16 protein-coding genes and 1 tRNA gene are annotated in these 18,649 nt (G+C 33.7%); 11 read left to right on the top strand and 6 right to left on the bottom strand.

Annotation, left to right across the window (positions count from 1 at the left end):
- Positions 1–290 precede the first annotated feature (290 nt).
- A tRNA-Phe gene (locus tag DG508_RS06970) sits at positions 291–363 on the bottom strand.
- 100 nt (positions 364–463) lie between these two features.
- Here DG508_RS06970 and DG508_RS06965 point away from each other — a divergent pair.
- The 8 genes from DG508_RS06965 (at position 464) to DG508_RS06930 (ending at position 8,817) form a co-directional block, all read left to right on the top strand.
- Positions 464–1,195 (top strand): type III pantothenate kinase, encoded by a 732-nt coding sequence (locus DG508_RS06965; RefSeq protein WP_108867445.1) that lies wholly within the window; start codon positions 464–466, stop codon positions 1,193–1,195.
- Positions 1,192–2,433, top strand: coding sequence for a porin family protein (locus tag DG508_RS06960; RefSeq protein WP_108867444.1), 1,242 nt, complete (start codon positions 1,192–1,194; stop codon positions 2,431–2,433). Before DG508_RS06965 ends, DG508_RS06960 begins: the two co-directional genes overlap by 4 nt.
- Before the next feature lie 20 nt (positions 2,434–2,453).
- Complete coding sequence (locus DG508_RS06955; protein ID WP_108867443.1) at positions 2,454–3,824, top strand: tetratricopeptide repeat protein; 1,371 nt, start codon at positions 2,454–2,456, stop codon at positions 3,822–3,824.
- A complete protein-coding gene (lptC, locus tag DG508_RS06950; RefSeq protein WP_108867442.1) occupies positions 3,824–4,381 on the top strand; it encodes an LPS export ABC transporter periplasmic protein LptC in 558 nt (185 codons plus the stop codon). Before DG508_RS06955 ends, lptC begins: the two co-directional genes overlap by 1 nt.
- Before the next feature lie 12 nt (positions 4,382–4,393).
- Complete coding sequence (locus tag DG508_RS06945) at positions 4,394–4,588, top strand: hypothetical protein (RefSeq protein WP_328515269.1); 195 nt, start codon at positions 4,394–4,396, stop codon at positions 4,586–4,588.
- Positions 4,589–4,591: 3 nt separating this feature from the next.
- Entirely contained in the window at positions 4,592–5,860 is a 1,269-nt protein-coding gene (locus DG508_RS06940; RefSeq protein ID WP_108867441.1) for a hemolysin family protein, read from the top strand.
- A gap of 58 nt (positions 5,861–5,918) precedes the next feature.
- Complete coding sequence (locus tag DG508_RS06935) at positions 5,919–6,560, top strand: lysoplasmalogenase (protein WP_108867440.1); 642 nt, start codon at positions 5,919–5,921, stop codon at positions 6,558–6,560.
- A gap of 136 nt (positions 6,561–6,696) precedes the next feature.
- A complete protein-coding gene (locus DG508_RS06930; RefSeq protein WP_108867439.1) occupies positions 6,697–8,817 on the top strand; it encodes a peptidylprolyl isomerase in 2,121 nt (706 codons plus the stop codon).
- A gap of 168 nt (positions 8,818–8,985) precedes the next feature.
- Here DG508_RS06930 and galE read toward each other — a convergent pair whose 3' ends face one another.
- Positions 8,986–10,002, bottom strand: coding sequence for a UDP-glucose 4-epimerase GalE (gene galE / locus DG508_RS06925; RefSeq protein ID WP_108867438.1), 1,017 nt, complete (start codon positions 10,000–10,002; stop codon positions 8,986–8,988).
- 42 nt (positions 10,003–10,044) lie between these two features.
- Positions 10,045–10,500: a GAF domain-containing protein gene (locus tag DG508_RS06920; protein WP_108867437.1), complete on the bottom strand. Its 456-nt coding sequence runs from the start codon at positions 10,498–10,500 to the stop codon at positions 10,045–10,047.
- 180 nt (positions 10,501–10,680) lie between these two features.
- Here DG508_RS06920 and DG508_RS06915 point away from each other — a divergent pair, with 180 nt between their 5' ends.
- Positions 10,681–11,229, top strand: coding sequence for a DUF3347 domain-containing protein (locus DG508_RS06915; RefSeq protein ID WP_159090722.1), 549 nt, complete (start codon positions 10,681–10,683; stop codon positions 11,227–11,229).
- A gap of 112 nt (positions 11,230–11,341) precedes the next feature.
- Positions 11,342–12,109, top strand: coding sequence for a M15 family metallopeptidase (locus DG508_RS06910; protein WP_108867435.1), 768 nt, complete (start codon positions 11,342–11,344; stop codon positions 12,107–12,109).
- Between the two features lie 101 nt (positions 12,110–12,210).
- On the opposite strand, the gene aceA is transcribed toward DG508_RS06910, so the two are convergent.
- Both aceA and aceB read right to left on the bottom strand, forming a co-directional pair.
- Positions 12,211–13,488, bottom strand: a complete 1,278-nt coding sequence (gene aceA / locus DG508_RS06905) for an isocitrate lyase (protein ID WP_108867434.1) — start codon at positions 13,486–13,488, stop codon at positions 12,211–12,213.
- 93 nt (positions 13,489–13,581) lie between these two features.
- Positions 13,582–15,180 (bottom strand): malate synthase A, encoded by a 1,599-nt coding sequence (aceB, locus tag DG508_RS06900; protein WP_108867433.1) that lies wholly within the window; start codon positions 15,178–15,180, stop codon positions 13,582–13,584.
- Between the two features lie 102 nt (positions 15,181–15,282).
- Here aceB and DG508_RS06895 point away from each other — a divergent pair, with 102 nt between their 5' ends.
- Positions 15,283–16,782, top strand: coding sequence for a helix-turn-helix domain-containing protein (locus tag DG508_RS06895; RefSeq protein ID WP_234418194.1), 1,500 nt, complete (start codon positions 15,283–15,285; stop codon positions 16,780–16,782).
- Positions 16,783–16,988: 206 nt separating this feature from the next.
- Here DG508_RS06895 and groL read toward each other — a convergent pair whose 3' ends face one another.
- The gene (gene groL, locus DG508_RS06890; RefSeq protein WP_108867432.1) at positions 16,989–18,626 is read right to left on the bottom strand and encodes a chaperonin GroEL; all 1,638 of its coding nucleotides are present in this window, start codon (positions 18,624–18,626) and stop codon (positions 16,989–16,991) included.
- Between the last annotated feature and the right edge of the window lie 23 nt (positions 18,627–18,649).

Here is an 18,649-nt window from a genome sequence, read left to right as displayed (position 1 = left end):
CCTTTAGAGCACAATTTAGAGGAGTCAAAAATGTAGAATTCTTTCTCTTTAGATTAACTAGAATATTTGCATAAACACAACAATTAGTCTTGATCCATATTACTTCCGATCAAGTTAAAATTTTGAATGTACATAATAAGGGGTATAGAATTATAGAATCTTAAATGGAATGTTTTTTTAGATTGTATATTAACTAGAATATTTGCATAAACACAACTTTTGGTCTTGATCCTTGTAAATGAATGTTTAAGCATAAAAAAAGCCCAAACAAATTGTTTGGGCTTTTAAGGTGGTGCCTCCAGGAATCGAACCAGGGACACAAGGATTTTCAGTCCTTTGCTCTACCAACTGAGCTAAGGCACCTTGCTGTAAGCGGATGCAAATATAACACCCTTTTTTTAATACACAAGAGAAAAATGTAAAAAAATCGTTTTGTACTTTTGCAACTTAATAAAAAGAAAATATGAATTTGGTTGTTGATGTAGGAAATACATACACTAAAATAGGTGTTTTTGATGCATCAAAAATTATTTATAAAAATACAATTGGTCATAATGCTTTAAAAAAAGAGGTGCAGAAAATCAAAGAAACCTACCCTTTGATTAAAAATGCAGTTATCTCTTCGGTTTCTAATATAAACGAAGATTGTGTTCAATATATCAAAAACGTATATAATACACTTGTGTTGGATCATTTGGTGTCGATGCCGTTCAAGAATTTATACGATACACCTACTACACTAGGAATTGATAGAATGGCTTTGGTGGCAGCAGCAGTTGATCAGTTATCGGGTAAAGATGTATTGATTATAGATGCTGGAACCTGCATAACATATGATTTTAAAAATAAAAAAGAAGAATATCTTGGAGGCGCAATAGCACCAGGAATACGATTGCGATATGGTAGCTTGCATAATTACACGGCAAAATTGCCATTATTAGAGTTAGTACCTCCAAAAAATCAAATAGGAAAAAGCACAGAAGAAGCAATTCATTCTGGAGTTGTTTTCGGAATATTACATGAAATTAATGGGGTAATTGCAGAATATTGCAACATTTATCCTGATTTAACAGTTATTTTAACCGGTGGGGATGCACATTTTTTGTCTAAAAGATTAAAAAATAGCATATTTGCCACTTCTAATTTTTTGTTGGAAGGATTAAACTACATTTTAGCCTTTAATAATAATAAATGATAAAAAAGATTTTAGTAGTCATATTGGTACATGTTGCCGTAATATCTCACGCTCAGGAAGGGACTTCATCACCATATTCTTTTTATGGAATTGGTATTCCAAAGTTCAAAGGAACAGTAGAAAATAGATCGATGGGGGGATTGAGCATACATACAGATAGTATACATCTTAACCTTCAAAACCCAGCTTCTTTTGGAGAACTAGGTCTTACCACATATACGGTAGGTACATCATATAGTAAATTTGACATTAGTAATACTACAGAGTCATCTACAGGAGAAAATGCTTCCTTAGATTATTTGGCGATTGGTATTCCTGCAGGTAAATTTGGTTTTGGTTTTGGTATTGTGCCACTTACCTCAGTAGGATATGAGCTTAATAATGTAACCGATACTAGAGAGCTTAGGTTTTCTGGAACAGGAGGATTGAATAAAGTTTTCTTAGCCGCTGGTGTAAAACTTAATAAACACTTGAGTATAGGTGTGGATTTAAATTATAACTTTGGAAATATTGAAAATAAGACCATTTTAAGAAGATCAGGGATTCAATATGATACAAGAGAGATTACAAATTCGGATTTATCATCTTTTAGCTTATCTTTTGGGTTGACATATAAGACTATGATAACAGATAGGTTAGAGCTTGTTGCTTCTGCAGTATCAAGACCTTCTTTTGATTTGACATCTAATGGAACCAGAGAATTGGCAACAGTAATTATAGGAAACAATGGTCAAGAAGTGGTAGTTGATAGAAGAGAAATAACGATTGAAGATCAAGAAGTAGACCTACCTGCAGAATATAAGATTGGTGGAGGTATAGGAGAGCCTAGAAAATGGTTTATAGGAGCAGAATATGTGTATGTAGATTCTGGTAAGTTTACAAATTTGGTGTCTAACCAGAGCAATGTTGTTTATGAGAATGCTTCAAAATTTAAGGCAGGAGGGTATTATATCCCTAGATATAACTCTTTAACTGGATATTTTAATAGGGTTACATATCGAGCAGGATTCCGTTATGAAGAGACAGGATTGAATATAAACAATGGATCAGTTAATGAGTTTGGCATATCTTTTGGAGTAGGACTACCAGTCGGAAGGTTATTCTCGAATGCTAATCTAGGTTTTGAATATGGTCAGCGGGGAACAACGAATTTTGGATTGGTTAAAGAAGAATTCTTTAACGTCTCTTTAAGTTTATCATTAAATGATAGATGGTTTAAGAAATTAAAATTTAATTAAATACAATAATTACTACAGCTATGAATACTAAAGTTTTATTTATACTAGCAACAGGATTAGCGTTGAGCACGACAAGTGTAAATGCTCAGGCAACAGACTGTGCAAATACGGCTTCTATAGCTTATGAGCATGCTAAAGTGAAGAATTATGAAGCGGCAGAAGCGCCTCTATGGAAAGTAAGAAAAGAATGTCCAACCTATAGTGTAGCAACTTATCAATTTGGACAAAAATTATTAAAAGCCAAGTATAAGAAAGCTACAGGCGACGCAAAAGTAGCTGTTGCAAAAGAACAAATTGAGTTATGGAAGGAAAGATTTCAATATTTTCCTGCAAAAACTAAGATAGGAGATATGCACTCTGATATAGGTCAGTTGATGTATGATAATAAAATAGGTACAAAAGATACTCAGTTTGCAGAATTCGATAAGGCGTATACTAAAGATAAAGCAAGCTTTAAAAGACCAAAGAAATTATATACTTATTTCTCTCTTTTTGTAGATCTTCATGGAGAAGGTAAAAAAGAACTTCAAGGAGTCTTTAATTTATATGACGATGTTACAGAAAAGATAGAAAATGAAGAAAGTAGATTAGCAAAAATAATTGCAGAACTTACAGAAAAAGAAGAAGCAGGAACTGCATTGAGTTCTAAGGAAAAAAGAAAGCTTAAAAATTCAGGAATCAATCTTACAGCTTTTAGTAAAGTAAAAGCAGGGATAAACCAGAAGCTTGGAGAATTAGCAGATTGTAAGAACTTAATACCATTATATAATGGTCAGTTTGAAGCTAAAAAGACAGATGTAAGCTGGTTAAAGAGTGCAGCAGGGAGAATGTCTGCAAAAGAATGTACAGATGATCCATTATTCTTTAAATTGGTAGAAGCACTTCATACAGCAGAACCTTCTTCAAAATCAGCATACTATCTAGGGATCTTAGCTTTAAAAGATAAGAAAACTACAACGGCATTGAAATATTTTAATCAATCAGCAGAATTAGAGACGAAAGCTAGTGATAAGGCAAAAGTGTATTTTAAGATTGGTGAAATAATGAAAAGACAAGGAAGCAAAGGAAAAGCAAGATCTTATTATAGAAAAGCGCTTAAACAAAAACCTTCTATGGGAGTTTGTTACCTTAGAATTGCAAGTATGATAGCTGGTAGTGCAAATAATTGTGGAGCAGATGTGTTTAGTAAAAGAGCTGTATACTGGTTAGCAGAAAACTATGCAAGAAGAGCAGGAAAAATAGATCCTAGTTTAAGATCAACTTCAGCTAAAACAGCAGCAAGTTATCATGGTAGAGCTCCATCAAAAACAGATATCTTTAATAACCCAGGAGTAACATCTGTTAAGATTGGTTGTTGGATTGGTGAAACCGTAAGAGTGCCAAAACTATAATGCAAAATAAAAAACAGTATATCATAAAAAACATTGTCACAGCATTTGCTGTGACAATGTTTTTTTCATGCCAATCAGTAAAAAAAGAAGGACAAGAGTATTTGTCTTCTGAAGACGCTCCTATAGCAGAAGTATATGAAGTTAATCTTAAATATACAGATTCAGGAAGATTAGCGGCAATACTCAAGACGCCTAAAGTATTGGACTTTTCCAATAAATCATTCGCATATTATGAGTTTCCAGAAGGAATTATTTTGGATGTGATAGATAAAGAAGGAAAAGTGAGTGTTGTTACCTCAGATTATGCAATATCATACAAAGAAACAGGTTTGATTGATATGAGAGGTAATGTAGATATACGAACTGCCGATAGTACCCATTTGCAGGCAGAACAACTATATTGGGATCAAAATATTAATTGGGTTTTTACAGATCAGCCCTATAAAAGTTATCTGCCCGACGGAACAATTAATGAAGCAGATGGTTTTGACGCTAATCAAGATTTTACTATCTTGAATTCAAGAATCAATGATGGAGTGATGTTTATCGAGGAGTAAATAATCAATGCTATGATGAAAGTATTTAGATTTTTTGAATATGCCTATTTGGCTATAATGTGTTTTTTTATTTATGAAGCATATGTAGAGTGGGGTCGTGAAGGAGGGAGAAGTATGCTTTATCTTTTTTTTGCGATAGCAGCAATTTTTATGTTTTTCTTTAAAAGAAATTTTAGAAAACGATTTGAAGCCAATAAGAAAGGTTAATTCATGGAGGTGCATATCACGGTTATTATTCTTTCCCTTATTCTTTCAGCCTTTTTTTCGGGAATGGAGATTGCGTATGTATCCTCAAATAAAATTCATATAGAAATAGAAAAAAAGCAAGGAGGTTTTATCGCTAATGTTCTTGCTCGATTAACTCATAAACCATCCAAATTTATAGCCACCATGCTAGTAGGTAATAATATAGCATTGGTTGTGTATGGTTTTTATATGGGGGAGTTGTTGATGAGAATTATAGAAGGCTATTTTCCTGATATAGCAGAAAGTGTTAATCTGTTGTTACAAACAACTATTTCTACCTTAGTAATATTGATTACAGCAGAATTCTTGCCAAAAGTATTTTTTCAGATATATTCAAATACCTTGCTCAAGGTATTTTCGTTTCCTGCATACGTTTTTTATGTAGTATTTTCTCCTATTTCGTCATTTGTGATTTGGGTTTCTGATTTTGTTTTAAAAACATTTTTAAAAACAGATGGAGATGAAGTTCAATTAGCATTTAGTAAAACAGAATTAGGAGATTATATAAACGAACAGATGGAAACTATAGAGGAGCATGATGAGATTGATAGCGAAATTCAAATTTTTCAGAATGCATTAGATTTTTCAGATGTAAAATCTCGAGAAGTTATGATTCCCAGAACAGAAATTGTGGGAGTAGAAAAATTACAATCTATAGAAGAAGTAAGTAAGATATTTATAGATACAGGTTTATCAAAAATTATAGTATTCAACAATACAGTTGATGATATTATAGGATATGTGCACTCCTTTGAGTTGTTTAAAAAACCAAAGTCATTAAGAGCAATTCTGCTACCTGTTGTTTTTGTTCCAGAAACAATGTTTGTAAAAGATGTACTTAACCTCTTGACCAAAAAAAGAAAAAGTATAGCTGTAGTGATTGACGAATATGGAGGAACTAGTGGTATAATTACAGTAGAAGATATTGTTGAAGAGCTTTTCGGAGAAATTCAAGACGAGCATGATTCTGTTGCTCTTATAGAAGAGCAATTGTCAGAAAATAACTATCGATTCTCTGCGAGAATAGAAGTAGATCATATAAATGAAATTTATAAGTTGAACTTACCCGAAGATGAAAACTATGAAACACTAGGCGGGATGATTGTTAATCATACTGAAGAAATCCCACAACAAGGTGATGAAGTAAAAATAGATATCTTCAAGATAAAAATTATAGAAACATCAAATACCAAGATTGAGATCATAGAGCTACAAGTAGTGACAGAAGATTAATTACACAGTGGGGCAAAGCATAAAAAAGCCAAAGAATATATCGTTTATTTTCATTTATATGGGAGTTGTGTTATGTGATTTGCTTTGTAGTAGTATAGAACGATTGAATGATTTTAGGGATTTTACAAAACCCCTAATCCTAGTCTCGCTCATCCTATTTTTTTTGAGAAACAAAAATAAACTGAGTGCTATAGTGACTCGACTACTGTTTTTTGGGTTGTTGTTTTCTTTGATAGGAGATGTTCTATTGTTGTTTGCTGTAAGAGCGCAACTTTTTTTTATGATGGGACTCTTTGCATTTTTGATTGCTCATATAATGTATATTCTAATATTTCTTGAAAAACGTAATAAACAGCAAAAAAATACAATTTTTCTTATGTTTACTATACTCTATGGGATAGCTCTATTTTGTCTTTTGTATAGAGGTTTAGGTAAGTTGTTAATACCTGTAATAATATACATGATAGTGATTTTGTTGATGTCTAATGCTTCTTATCTTAGAAAAAACAGCGTATCGCAAGTGAGTTATAATCAAGTTTTTTATGGGGCATTGTTTTTTATGCTTTCAGATAGTGTGTTGGCATACACTGAGTTTTGTAAGCCTTTGTTTGTTCAGAATATATGGATTATGATCTCGTATGCAATAGCTCAACTTTTGATAGTAAAAGGAATTTTAAATCAAGGGAAACAAGTAAATTAAATAGGTTAAAACCAGATCGAATTGTATTAAAGTTGAATTAAAGAAAAACTTCATAAGACTTTCAGATTTTTTAATTGGTATTATTACAATAAAATGGTATTTTCGCCCACTATATTTGAATAAATTATAAGATACCATGGCAGTTTTAAATAAAATCAGACAACGTTCGGTTTTTCTAATCGTAATTATAGCGTTAGCACTTTTCTCTTTTGTGTTAGCAGATTTGATACGTAATGGGGGAGCTATTTCCCAAAAGGCTGAAAATATAATTGCAACCATAAACGGAAAAGATATTGATAGAACTGATTTTGCTAGAAAGGTAGAATTGGCTTCGCAAAATTTTGGAGGAGGAGCATCTAGTATTCAAGCAGTGAATTATGTATGGAATCAGCAGTTGAGAGAAGCTGTCTTTGAAGAGCAATTGGACGAACTAGATATAAGAGTAGGAGAGGATGAAGTAAATGAATTATTAGCTGAATCACTGGCAAATAATCCAACTTTTCAAAATGAAGCAGGAGCTTTTGATAAAGCAAAAATGCAAGAATATGTTGCCAATGTAAAAGCTACTTCGCCAAAAGCATACGCACAATGGTTGGATTTTGAAAACTCTGTAAGTAAAAATGCGAGAGAAAAAATTTACCTTACAATGATCAAAGCTGCTGTAGGATCTACATTGAGAGAAGGTGAGTTAGAATATAAGATGGAAAATGATAATGTAGATATAAAATATGTACAAGTACCTTTTTCTAGTATTGAGGATGGTAAAGTTGATGTGACTGATGCAGATATTAAGTCATATGTAGATGCACATGCAGATCAATATAAAGCAGAAGAATCAAGAGATATACAATATGTATTGTTTAATGAAGAAGCAAGCGAAGAAGATAAAAATCAAATAAGACAAGAAGTAGCTGGATTATTAGATGATAAAGTAGAGTTTAATAAATCAACCAATGCAACAGATTCTGTTTTCGGGTTTAGAAACACAAAAAATGTTGAAGAATTTGTGGCTCAGCACTCAGCAATACCATTTGATGGAGGGTTTAAATTTAAGAAAGACTTACCAGCAACTGTAGCAGATACACTTTATAATCTTGGAATTGGTGGAGTTTATGGTCCTTATAAAGACGGAGGTCATTATAAGATATCTAGAATAATTGCTCAAAAACAAATACCTGATTCTGTAAAAGCAAATCATATTTTGATTTCTTGGGAAGGATTAGGAACCGCAGGAGATACAAAAAGAACTAAAGAAGAGGCAAAAGCTCTTGCAGATAGTATTGTTGGTCTAACTAGAGCAGATAAAACTAAATTCACAACCCTTGCATCAGAATTCTCTGCGGATAGTTCTAATAAGGATAAAGGAGGAGATCTAGGGTATTTTACTCCAGGTAGAATGGTGCCAGCATTTAATGATTACTGTTTCGAAAATAAAATAGGAGATCAAGGAATTGTAGAAACACAATTTGGATACCATATCATTAGTATAGAGGATCAAAAGAATGAGCAAACAGCTGTGAAAATAGCAACTGTAGCTCAGAAAATAGAGCCTAGTGAAAAAACTATAGATGCAATTTTTACAAAAACTACAAAGTTTCAGATTGCTGCTAAAGACAAGAAATTTGATGAAATCTCTAAGGAGAATGGACTGACAGCAAGACCAGTAAACAAAATAAAAGAATTAGATGAGAGTATTCCTGGTGTAGGAGCTCAAAGATCAATAGTACAATGGGCATTTAATGAGAAGTCAGAAGTAGGTGATATTAAGCGTTTTGATATTCCTGGAGGGTATGCTGTAGTTCAATTAACTGCAAAAGCAGGCAAAGGATTAATGAGTGTTGAAGATGCTAGTGCAACAGTAAAACCTATATTGATTAAAGAAAAGAAAGCAGAGCAATTAAAAAATAAGATTTCTGGTAGTACATTGGATGCAATTGCACAAGGACAAGGGCAAACAGTAAAAGTTTCTTCCGCCTTAAATATGAAAACACCAACAATTAGCGGAGCAGGAAATGAGCCAAAAGTAGTGGGAGCCGCTTTTGCGTTAGAAGTAGGAAAAGTATCTGCTCCTATTGTAGGAAACAATGGAGTATATGTAATAGAGGTGACAAAGAAAACTCCTGCAGGAAAATTGGATAACTACATGAGCTATGCTTTAAGAATGTCTAAAGCCCAAGCTGGAACAGTAGATGCAAAAGTTTTTGAAGCGCTAAAAGGAGCTGCAGAAATTGAAGATAAAAGATCAAAATTCTACTAGACTAGAAAGTAAGAAACATAAAACAAAAAAACCTGAAGTTATAACTTCAGGTTTTTTTGTTTTATGTTTACGCTTGTTAAAATTATAAGCTATTAGTTTATAGTATAACGGGGGTATTAAGTAAGCTTTTTGTTAATAGTGAAGCTGCTTTTAGGATGATATGATGCTTCAACTTCGTACTTTTTGTTCCCATTTCCAGGCAGAGCTAAGAGAATCGTCTAAAGTGCTTTTTGCTTTCCACCCTAATTCATTATTTGCCTTAGTGGTATCTGCATAAGCAGCGGTAATATCTCCTTCTCGTCTTTCTACAATTTTATAATTTAGTTTTTGATCCGCTACTTTTTCAAAAGACTGTATAACCTCTAATACAGAACTACCTGTTCCAGTACCTACATTAAATACTTCGTAATTAGTAGTGTTGTTGTTATTGATCAATCTTTCTAATGCTATTACGTGAGCTTTTGCTAGATCTACAACATGTATGTAGTCTCTGATACAAGTACCATCATCTGTAGGGTAATTATCGCCAAATACAGATAATTGTTCACGAAGCCCAATAGCAGTTTGTGTGATAAACGGCACTAGGTTTTGAGGTACTCCGATAGGGAGTTCTCCTATGACAGCAGTTGGGTGCGCTCCTATTGGATTAAAATATCGCAAAGCAATAGCTTTGAGTGCGGGATTTACTTTGCAAGTATCTCGTATAATCTCTTCTCCGATTTGTTTTGTATTTCCATAAGGAGATTCTGCCGCTTTTACAGGAGCATCTTCTGTGATAGGTAGTGTATCAGCTTGCCCATATACAGTACAAGAAGAGCTAAAAATAAAATTAGAAGAAGTTTTTTGAGTGAGCTGTTGTAATAGATAGACCAAAGTTGATATATTGTTTTCGTAGTAAAGCAAAGGCTCTTCTACGCTTTCTCCTACAGCTTTGGACGCAGCAAAATGAATAACTCCTTCAATATCTTGATGGCGTTCAAAAAAATCTTGAACAATGTTTTTTTCTCTGAGGTCAAATTTTTCAAAAACAGGTTTTTTTCCTGTAATTTCATAAATTCCATCAAGGACATCAGTGGATGAATTTGAGCAATTGTCAATAATTACAACTTCATACCCTTTGTTTTGTAACTCAACAACAGTATGAGAACCGATGAACCCCAATCCCCCCGTGACTAAGATTTTCATATATAAAATGATTTAATATTATTGCTAACGAAGGAACAATAATTAAAGGATTTTAGCAACTTCTTGATTTACAAATTCTAGAAACCTCTCATCTTTTTCTGTAAAAGGATCAGGTGTTTCTGAATCGATATCGATTTGACCAATATTCTCACCTTCTTTAAATAAAGGAATTACGATCTCTGACTTTACAGTAAAGCTACAAGCAATATAATTATCTTGAGCCTGTACATCAGGAACAACAAAGTTTTCATTAGAAATAGCCACCTGACCACAGATCCCTTTTCCAAAAGGTATGATTTCATGATCTGTCGCTTCACCAACATAAGTGCGTAATTTTAGCTCTTCTTTGTCTCCATTCTTAAAATAAAAACCAACCCAATCATAATACGTTATTGAGTCTTTGAGGAGTTGACATACAGAGTGCAGTCTATCGGTTACAGGTTTATCTTCTTTAGTAAGTATTTGGGTTACTTTGGGTTTTAAATTTTCAAATAACATTCGGGTACAATTTTTAAAGTCAAAAATATCCAAAATATTTAGAATATTTAGAAAAAGACATGCTATTTAGAATAGTGTTGTATTATTAAAAAAGACATTTAAAAAAGTTGATACATTGGTAATTGTTTTATAGATGAAGTATTTTTGACGTTTTTAACATAATAACAACACTATAGAGTTTTGAAAACAACCGTAAAATTTTTTATAACACTACTTCTAGCAGGGTTTGTTTGTATGTCCTGCAAGACTGATAAAAAAACAAAACCTGTTGATGAGCAAGGATTGATAAACAAAGATCTTAATGCTACAGATTCTAAATCAGAAGTTACATTTGAGGATGCACATGATCAGAAAGTGTATAATTTATATCTTTCTATTAAGGCTGCATTAGTGAATTCAAAGAGTAAAGAGGTGCAGGCAGAAGCAAAAAAACTAGAAGCCACCCTTGGAGACAGTGAAGGTGATGCTCAATTTAAAGCTGTTTCAAAACTAGTTTCGTTAACCAAAGATATAAGTAAACAAAGAGATTTTTTTGTTGCGTTAACCGAAGAAATGGAGCGTGTAATTGGTGAATCCAAAATTATATCGGGAGAAGTGTATAAACAATTTTGTCCTATGGCTTTTGATGGAAAAGGAGGGTATTGGTTATCAGACTCCAAAGAAATAAGAAACCCTTATTTTGGTAACAAAATGTTGGTTTGTGGTGATGTAGAAGAGGTTTTTAAGTAAAATAGATAATAATATTTATTATCTTTAAAAAAGGAATCTTGTGTGAGATTAGTTTGGTTTTGGGGAAGACGAATACTAATTGATAGATATACACAAGGTTATTATAATTGGAATGAAAACAGAAAATATGGTAGAGTGTAAATTAATCTTGTTAATTTTTTCAGTACTATTTTCATCTTGTAATGAGACAGAGGCAGTATACGAGCCATCAGAGAAAACTCTAGCGCTTATAGAGAAATCTAAGACGCTCAAAATGCGTGGTGATAAAGTAGAGCAAAGTTTACTTAAAAAAAAGGATTCTATAGAGATACATGCAGGAAGCGGGAATGTAGATGATGGTGAATTTGTAAATATAGAAGATATCTCAAGTGATTTTGTTTTAGATATGAGATATGCTACAACTTCAAATTTTTTGAAAGAAAAGGTATACTCCTGTGCAAAATGTTATGTGAGAGATGTGGTTGCCCAAGCATTGATTCAGGCTAATGCAGATTTAATTAAGAAAGGGTATAAGATCAAATTTTTTGATTGTTATAGACCGCATAGTGTACAGAAAAAAATGTGGAAAATTTTTCCAAATCCTGGATATGTAGCCAATCCAAAAGGAGGGTCGGTTCATAATAGAGGAGCGGCTGTAGATATTACATTGGTAAAATTAGATGGAGAATCAGTAGATATGGGGACAGATTTTGATTTTTTTGGTAAAAAAGCACATCATTCATATAGCGCTTTTTCGCAAGAAATATTAGACCATCGTAAGCTATTGAAGAAAACCATGGAGAAACATGGTTTCAAGACTATAAGAACAGAGTGGTGGCATTATAATTTTATAGGAAATAAAAGATTTACGGTATCTGATTTTACATGGAAATGTGATTAGAAAATAAGGCTTTTGAAAAATAATAAAAAACGACATTTACCATGGTAAATGTCGTTTTTGTGCATGATAACTAAGAATCGGAAAAAAAATCATGCTTGTTTCTAGAACTGCTCTACTTCTGTGCTACCTTCCATAGCTACAGTAGAAGCCTTCCCTGTGGTTACTGTGTTTTGCACAGCATCAAAATATGTAGTGCCTACAAAGCCTTGATGTTTCACTGCGCGGAATCCATCTTGTTGTAAAGCAAATTCTCTTTCTTGCAATTCAGAATAACCAGCCATTCCACGTTCTTTATATGCTTTTGATAGCTCAAACATGCTTGTGTTTAAGGCATGAAACCCTGCTAGAGTGATAAATTGAAATTTATATCCCATAGCAGCTAGTTCTTCTCTAAAAGTTTCCATTTCTTTTACAGAAAGTTTTGCTGCCCAATTGAATGATGGAGAACAATTGTAAGCCAGCATCTGGTTAGGATATTTAGCGTGAATAGCCTCAGCGAATTTACGAGCTTGTGCTAGGTCAGGATTACTTGTTTCCATCCATATCAAATCTGCATAAGGAGCGTATGACAAGCCTCTATCTATTCCCTGCTCTATTCCATTTTTAACATGAAAAAAACCTTCATCTGTTCGTTCGCCAGTAATAAACTTTTTATCACGCTCATCTATATCGCTTGTCAATAAGTTTGCAGCATCAGCATCGGTTCTTGCTATTATAAGCGTAGGTGTCCCCATTACATCGGCAGCAAGACGAGCAGCGACTAGCTTGTTTATTGCTTCTTGTGTGGGTACTAATACTTTACCACCAAGATGGCCACATTTTTTAGCAGAACTTAGTTGATCTTCAAAATGAACCCCACTAGCTCCTGATTCAATCATAGATTTCATGAGCTCAAATGCATTTAGATTCCCGCCAAATCCTGCTTCAGCATCAGCTACAATAGGGACTAGGTAATCTTTTTGGTTTTTTTCGCCATTAACAACCTGAATTTGATCTGCACGTAATAAAGCATTATTTATTCTCTTTACAACTTGAGGTACACTGTTTACAGGATATAGAGATTGGTCAGGATACATCTGCCCCGCAAGGTTAGCATCTGCTGCTACTTGCCATCCGCTTAGGTATATGGCTTCTAATCCTGCCTCAACCTCTTGTACAGCTTGATTGCCTGTTAGTGCGCCCAATCCTGCTACAAACCCCTGAGTTTTTAATTTCATCCATAGTTTTTCTGAACCTTGTTTTGCAATACTATGTTCAATACTATAAGATCCTTGTAGCTTTACTACTTCGGCTGCAGTATAAGGACGTTTTACATTGTTCCATCTTGGATTTGTACTCCAGTCAATCATCAGTTCTTCTATTCTTCGTTCTGTATTCATGGCTTATTGATTTTACTATGTATTAATTTATTTTCTTTGTTTTTTAGACAGTACTATGCAATATAGATTCTTGTCTTATATGATTTGATTTTTCTATAGATAGGTATAGGTTTTGGTAGTGAGAAACTCTTCAAATTCTTCAGAAGTAACCAGGTCATAAAAAACCTGAATTGCATTTTGATAATGGATAGTTTCAAAAAGAACCTTTCCGGTTTGTTCCTGAATAACATTTAGTTCATCTTTAAAAATAGACTGAAAAAGAGAGTTGTTGAATATTCTGCCGTCTTCTAATTGAACCTCATTTTTTAGCCATTGCCATATTTGAGTTCTGCTTATTTCTGCTGTAGCTGCATCTTCCATAAGATTGTACAATGCTACAGCACCATTACCTCCAAGCCAAGTAGCGATATAATGAATCCCTACATTGATGTTCTCTCGTATTCCTTTTTCGGTTATAGTACCTTCTGGAATGGCTATAAGATCATTTTCTGTAATATGCAGATGCTCGAGTTTGATGTCTAATTGATTAGGAGTTGGCATGTGAGTATTAAACACTTCCATTGCCAATGGTACCAATCCAGGGTGTGCCACCCATGTACCATCATGTCCATTTTTTACTTCTCGTTCTTTGTCTACTTGTACTTTTGAAAAAGCAATAGCGTTCTTTTTATCATCTCCTTTGATAGGAATTTGTGCAGCCATACCGCCTATGGCAAGAATGTTTCGTTTATGACATCGTTGAATTACGAGTTTACTATATGCATCCATAAACGGACTACTCATTGTTACTTGTGCACGATTGGGTACTACAAATCCTTTATGATTTCTGAGTTTTTTTATATAACTAAATATATAATCCCATCTTCCGCAGTTGAGTCCAACAATATGATTTTTTAATGCATAAATGATTTCATCCAATTGAAAACTTGCAGTGATAGTTTCTATTAATACCGTCACTTTTACTGTGCCATTGTTAATACCTAAGTATTCTTCAGAAAAATCAATTACATCATTCCACCAAACAGCTTCTGTGTAATGTTCTAATTTTGGTATGTAGTAATATGGGCCTGTCCCATTTTCTTTTAGTTGTTTGTGATTGTGAAAAAGATATAATGCAAAGTCAAAAAGAGATGCACTCATTTCTTGATCTTTTATAAGAAGATGTTTCTCATTAAGATGTAATCCTCTTGGTCGTACGATTAATGTAGCTGTTTCTTTATTAAGAGTGTATGTTTTGTCTCTTTTAGGGTTATGAAAAGAAATAGTCTTATCGATAGCATCTTTTAGGTTTTTTTGACCGTAGAGGCAATTTTCCCAAAGAGGAGCATTACTATCTTCAAAATCAGCCATAAATGTTTTGGCTCCCGAGTTTAATGCGTTGATGACCATTTTTCTATCCACAGGACCAGTGATCTCTACTCTGCGATCTTGTAAATCTTCTGGGATAGCTGCAGCGACCCACTCGCTATTGCGTATCTCTTTGGTGTTTTCTGGAAAAGAAGGGTGTGTTCCTAGATCAAACAGTTGCTGTTGATGTTTGCGATTTTTTAAAAGAGCTAATCGTTTGTTGTTAAAACGATTTTGTAAGGTCTCTAAAAATGCCAAGGCGCCATCTGTTAGTATTTCTGGATGGTAGTTTTTAACCTCTTTTCTGAAGCTAATTTTCTGACTAAGGTTTGTCTTTGTTTCCATAACTATATCGTTTGAGTTAACAATATTATAAAAAAGTTTTTTACAAAACAAGCGAACGTTCGCTAAATGTGAACTTTTTGTTTTTTAGGAAATTACGCAAAAATGATTATTTTTGAATCCATGGGAATAGCAGAAGAATACATACGACTTATTTTTGGACTGAAAATCAAGCAGATACGAACTGAAAAAGGGCTATCGCTTTTTGGATTGTCTAAGTTGTGTGGGCTTTCTAAATCGTATTTAAATGAAATAGAAAAAGGTAAAAAATATCCTAAGACAGATAAAATTATCAAACTTGCAGAAACGTTTGATGTTTCTTATGATGATTTGGTTTCTCTGAAATTAGATAAGAATCTAGCTCCTATAGGCGAGATTTTGCAGTCTGGTATATTAGATGAAATTCCATTAGAACTGTTTGGGATACAGCAAAGTGATTTGATTGATATTATTGCTAATGCACCATCTAAGGTGAATGCATTTATAAGTACAATAATAGAGATTGCTCAGCATTACAATATGAGTAGAGAAAGCTTTTATTTGGCTTCTCTTAGGTCATATCAAGAAGCACATAATAATTTTTTTAAAGAGCTTGAAGATAAGGCTTTGCGTTGTGCAAATTCGTACCAGTTGGATTTAACAGGAAAAGTCTCTTCGGCTGACTTAGAAGAAATTTTGAGAGAAGAGTATGGATATACGATTAATGAAGCAGGAATCCCCAAGCAAGAAGAATTGGATAATTTAAGATCTGTATTTGTGCCTTCTACCAAAACATTGTTGTTATCTGACCGAGTTGATGAAGCTCAAAAAACATTTATTTATGCCAAAGAATTAGGGTATCAGTATCTAGAAATTAAAGAAAGGCCATATACATTTTCATGGATAAAGTATGATAATTTTGAAGAAGTGTTACATAATTTTTATGCATCATATTTTGCTGGAGCATTAATTATTCCTAGAACTCATTTGAAGGAACGTTTAAAAGAATTGTTCTCAATGAAACGGTTTTCTGAAAAATCGTTTCATAAAATAATGAAACTGTATAACGCATCTCCCGAATCATTTTATCAGCGACTTACCAATGTATTACCAAAAGATTTTGGGATGCAAAATGTATTCTTTCTTCGGTTTACACATAAGCCTGGTGTTGAAAAATTTAATTTAGTAAAAGAGTTGCATATTACACATCAGCAACAACCACGAGCAAATGAGATAAATGAGCATTACTGTAGACAGTGGATGGCAATAAAAATACTGCAACGAACTTCTCATGAGGATTTAGAGTATGCTTTCAATATTCAAACTTCTCATTATGTAGATACAGATCAACAGTATTTGGTGTTTACTTCTGCAACAAAAGACCCTTTTAAAAAAGCGTACTATCGTAGTATAGGTATTGGTTTTCTGATTTCTCCTGCTCTAGAAAGGAAGATTAGTTTTGTAAATGATAAAAAAATACCAAAAGAAAAAGTTGGGGTTACTTGTGAATCATGTTCTCTAGCAAATTGCGAAGTGCGAGTAGCGCCTCCTAAGCAATTATTGGTAAAAGAAAAACATACAAAAACAGAGATGTTGGTAAAAAATATAATGCAACAGTATTCTTAAATCTACTTTACATAATAGAATAGCAATAAATATGAGTGTTTTTTCATTCTTGTATAACACTGTTGTAGAGAAATAGAAGAATGCACAAAGAGATGATAAGACTTTAAATAAAAACCATCTCGAGTCAACGAGATGGTTCTTTTATTTTTCAACAAGTTATAGAGTTTCTACAAGTTTGTTGAGTTTTTGTTTTTAGCAATTTGCTATTACATCATTCCAGGCATACCTCCGCCCATTGGTGGCATTCCACCTCCTGCAGGAGCATCTTCTTTGATGTCTATTAATGCACACTCTGTAGTAAGGATCATACCAGATACAGACGCAGCATTTTCAAGAGCTATACGTGTCACTTTTTTAGGATCAATAATACCAGCTTTAAGCATATCTACATACGCTTCTGATTTTGCATCATATCCAAAATCATTTTTTCCTTCTAATACCTTAGAGATAACGACAGAACCTTCTCCTCCTGCGTTTTCAACGATTGTTCTCAATGGAGCTTCGATAGCACGATTTACTATTTGTACACCAGTAGCTTCATCTGCATTCTCAGTACTTACTTTGTCTAGAACAGCTTTAGCTCTTACTAGAGCAACACCACCACCAGCAACAATACCTTCTTCTACAGCAGCGCGAGTAGCATGTAGCGCATCATCTACACGGTCTTTCTTTTCTTTCATCTCTACTTCAGATGCCGCACCTACATATAATACAGCAACACCACCAGCTAGTTTAGCCAAACGCTCCTGTAATTTTTCTTTGTCGTAATCAGAGGTTGTTGTTTCAATTTGAGCTTTGATCTGATTTACTCTGTTTTTGATTAGCTCTTCTTGACCTGCACCATTTACTACAGTAGTGTTATCTTTATCGATAGCTACTTTTTCTGCAGTACCTAGGTGTTCGATTGTTGTGTTTTCTAAAGTAAAACCACGTTCTTCAGATATTACAGTACCTCCAGTAAGGATTGCAATATCTTCTAACATTGCTTTACGTCTGTCTCCAAAACCAGGAGCTTTTACAGCAGCAATTTTAAGAGCACCACGTAATTTATTTACAACAAGTGTAGCTAGCGCTTCACCATCTACATCTTCTGCAATAATTAAAAGAGGTTTTCCTGTTTGAGCTACAGGTTCAAGAACAGGAAGAAGATCTTTCATAGCAGAAATCTTTTTATCATATAGTAAGATATATGGTGTTTCAAGATCTGCTGTCATTTTTTCGCTATCTGTAACAAAATAAGGAGATAGATATCCTCTGTCAAACTGCATTCCTTCTACAACATCTACATAAGTATCAGTTCCTTTAGCTTCTTCAACAGTAATAACTCCTTCTTTTCCAACTTTTTCAAAAGCTTGAGCAATAAGGTCACCGATAGTTTTGTCATTATTTGCAGAGATAGCAGCTACTTGTTGTATTTTGTCTGAAGAACTACCTACTTCTTTAGTTTGTTTCTCTAAGTCGGTTGTAATAGCCTCAACAGCCTTGTCAATACCACGCTTCAAATCCATAGGATTTGCACCTGCAGCTACATTTTTAAGCCCTTCTTTTACGATTGCTTGAGCTAGTACAGTTGCTGTAGTAGTACCATCTCCTGCTAAGTCATTGGTTTTTGAAGCTACTTCTTTTACCATTTGTGCTCCCATATTCTCAAGAGCATCTTCTAATTCTACTTCTTTAGCAACAGAAACTCCATCCTTGGTCACAGTAGGGGCTCCAAAAGATTTACTGATGATTACATTACGTCCTTTAGGTCCTAATGTTACTTTTACTGCATTGGCTAATGCATCTACACCACGTTTGATACCGTCGCGTGCTTCTATATCAAATTTTATGTCTTTTGCCATAATATTTTATTTATTTTGAAAAT

Source organism: Aquimarina aquimarini, from assembly GCF_900299535.1.
Taxonomy (GTDB): domain Bacteria; phylum Bacteroidota; class Bacteroidia; order Flavobacteriales; family Flavobacteriaceae; genus Aquimarina; species Aquimarina aquimarini.
This window is presented reverse-complemented; position numbering and strand designations above follow the sequence as displayed.

Coding starts and splice junctions, on each gene's coding strand:
- DG508_RS06965 (WP_108867445.1), top strand. CDS start 464: ATGAATTTGGTTGTTGATGTAGGAAATACATACACTAAAATAGGTGTT.
- DG508_RS06960 (WP_108867444.1), top strand. CDS start 1,192: ATGATAAAAAAGATTTTAGTAGTCATATTGGTACATGTTGCCGTAATA.
- DG508_RS06955 (WP_108867443.1), top strand. CDS start 2,454: ATGAATACTAAAGTTTTATTTATACTAGCAACAGGATTAGCGTTGAGC.
- lptC (WP_108867442.1), top strand. CDS start 3,824: ATGCAAAATAAAAAACAGTATATCATAAAAAACATTGTCACAGCATTT.
- DG508_RS06945 (WP_328515269.1), top strand. CDS start 4,394: ATGATGAAAGTATTTAGATTTTTTGAATATGCCTATTTGGCTATAATG.
- DG508_RS06940 (WP_108867441.1), top strand. CDS start 4,592: ATGGAGGTGCATATCACGGTTATTATTCTTTCCCTTATTCTTTCAGCC.
- DG508_RS06935 (WP_108867440.1), top strand. CDS start 5,919: ATGGGAGTTGTGTTATGTGATTTGCTTTGTAGTAGTATAGAACGATTG.
- DG508_RS06930 (WP_108867439.1), top strand. CDS start 6,697: ATGGCAGTTTTAAATAAAATCAGACAACGTTCGGTTTTTCTAATCGTA.
- galE (WP_108867438.1), bottom strand. CDS start 10,002: ATGAAAATCTTAGTCACGGGGGGATTGGGGTTCATCGGTTCTCATACT.
- DG508_RS06920 (WP_108867437.1), bottom strand. CDS start 10,500: ATGTTATTTGAAAATTTAAAACCCAAAGTAACCCAAATACTTACTAAA.
- DG508_RS06910 (WP_108867435.1), top strand. CDS start 11,342: ATGAAAACAGAAAATATGGTAGAGTGTAAATTAATCTTGTTAATTTTT.
- aceA (WP_108867434.1), bottom strand. CDS start 13,488: ATGAATACAGAACGAAGAATAGAAGAACTGATGATTGACTGGAGTACA.
- aceB (WP_108867433.1), bottom strand. CDS start 15,180: ATGGAAACAAAGACAAACCTTAGTCAGAAAATTAGCTTCAGAAAAGAG.
- DG508_RS06895 (WP_234418194.1), top strand. CDS start 15,283: ATGATTATTTTTGAATCCATGGGAATAGCAGAAGAATACATACGACTT.
- groL (WP_108867432.1), bottom strand. CDS start 18,626: ATGGCAAAAGACATAAAATTTGATATAGAAGCACGCGACGGTATCAAA.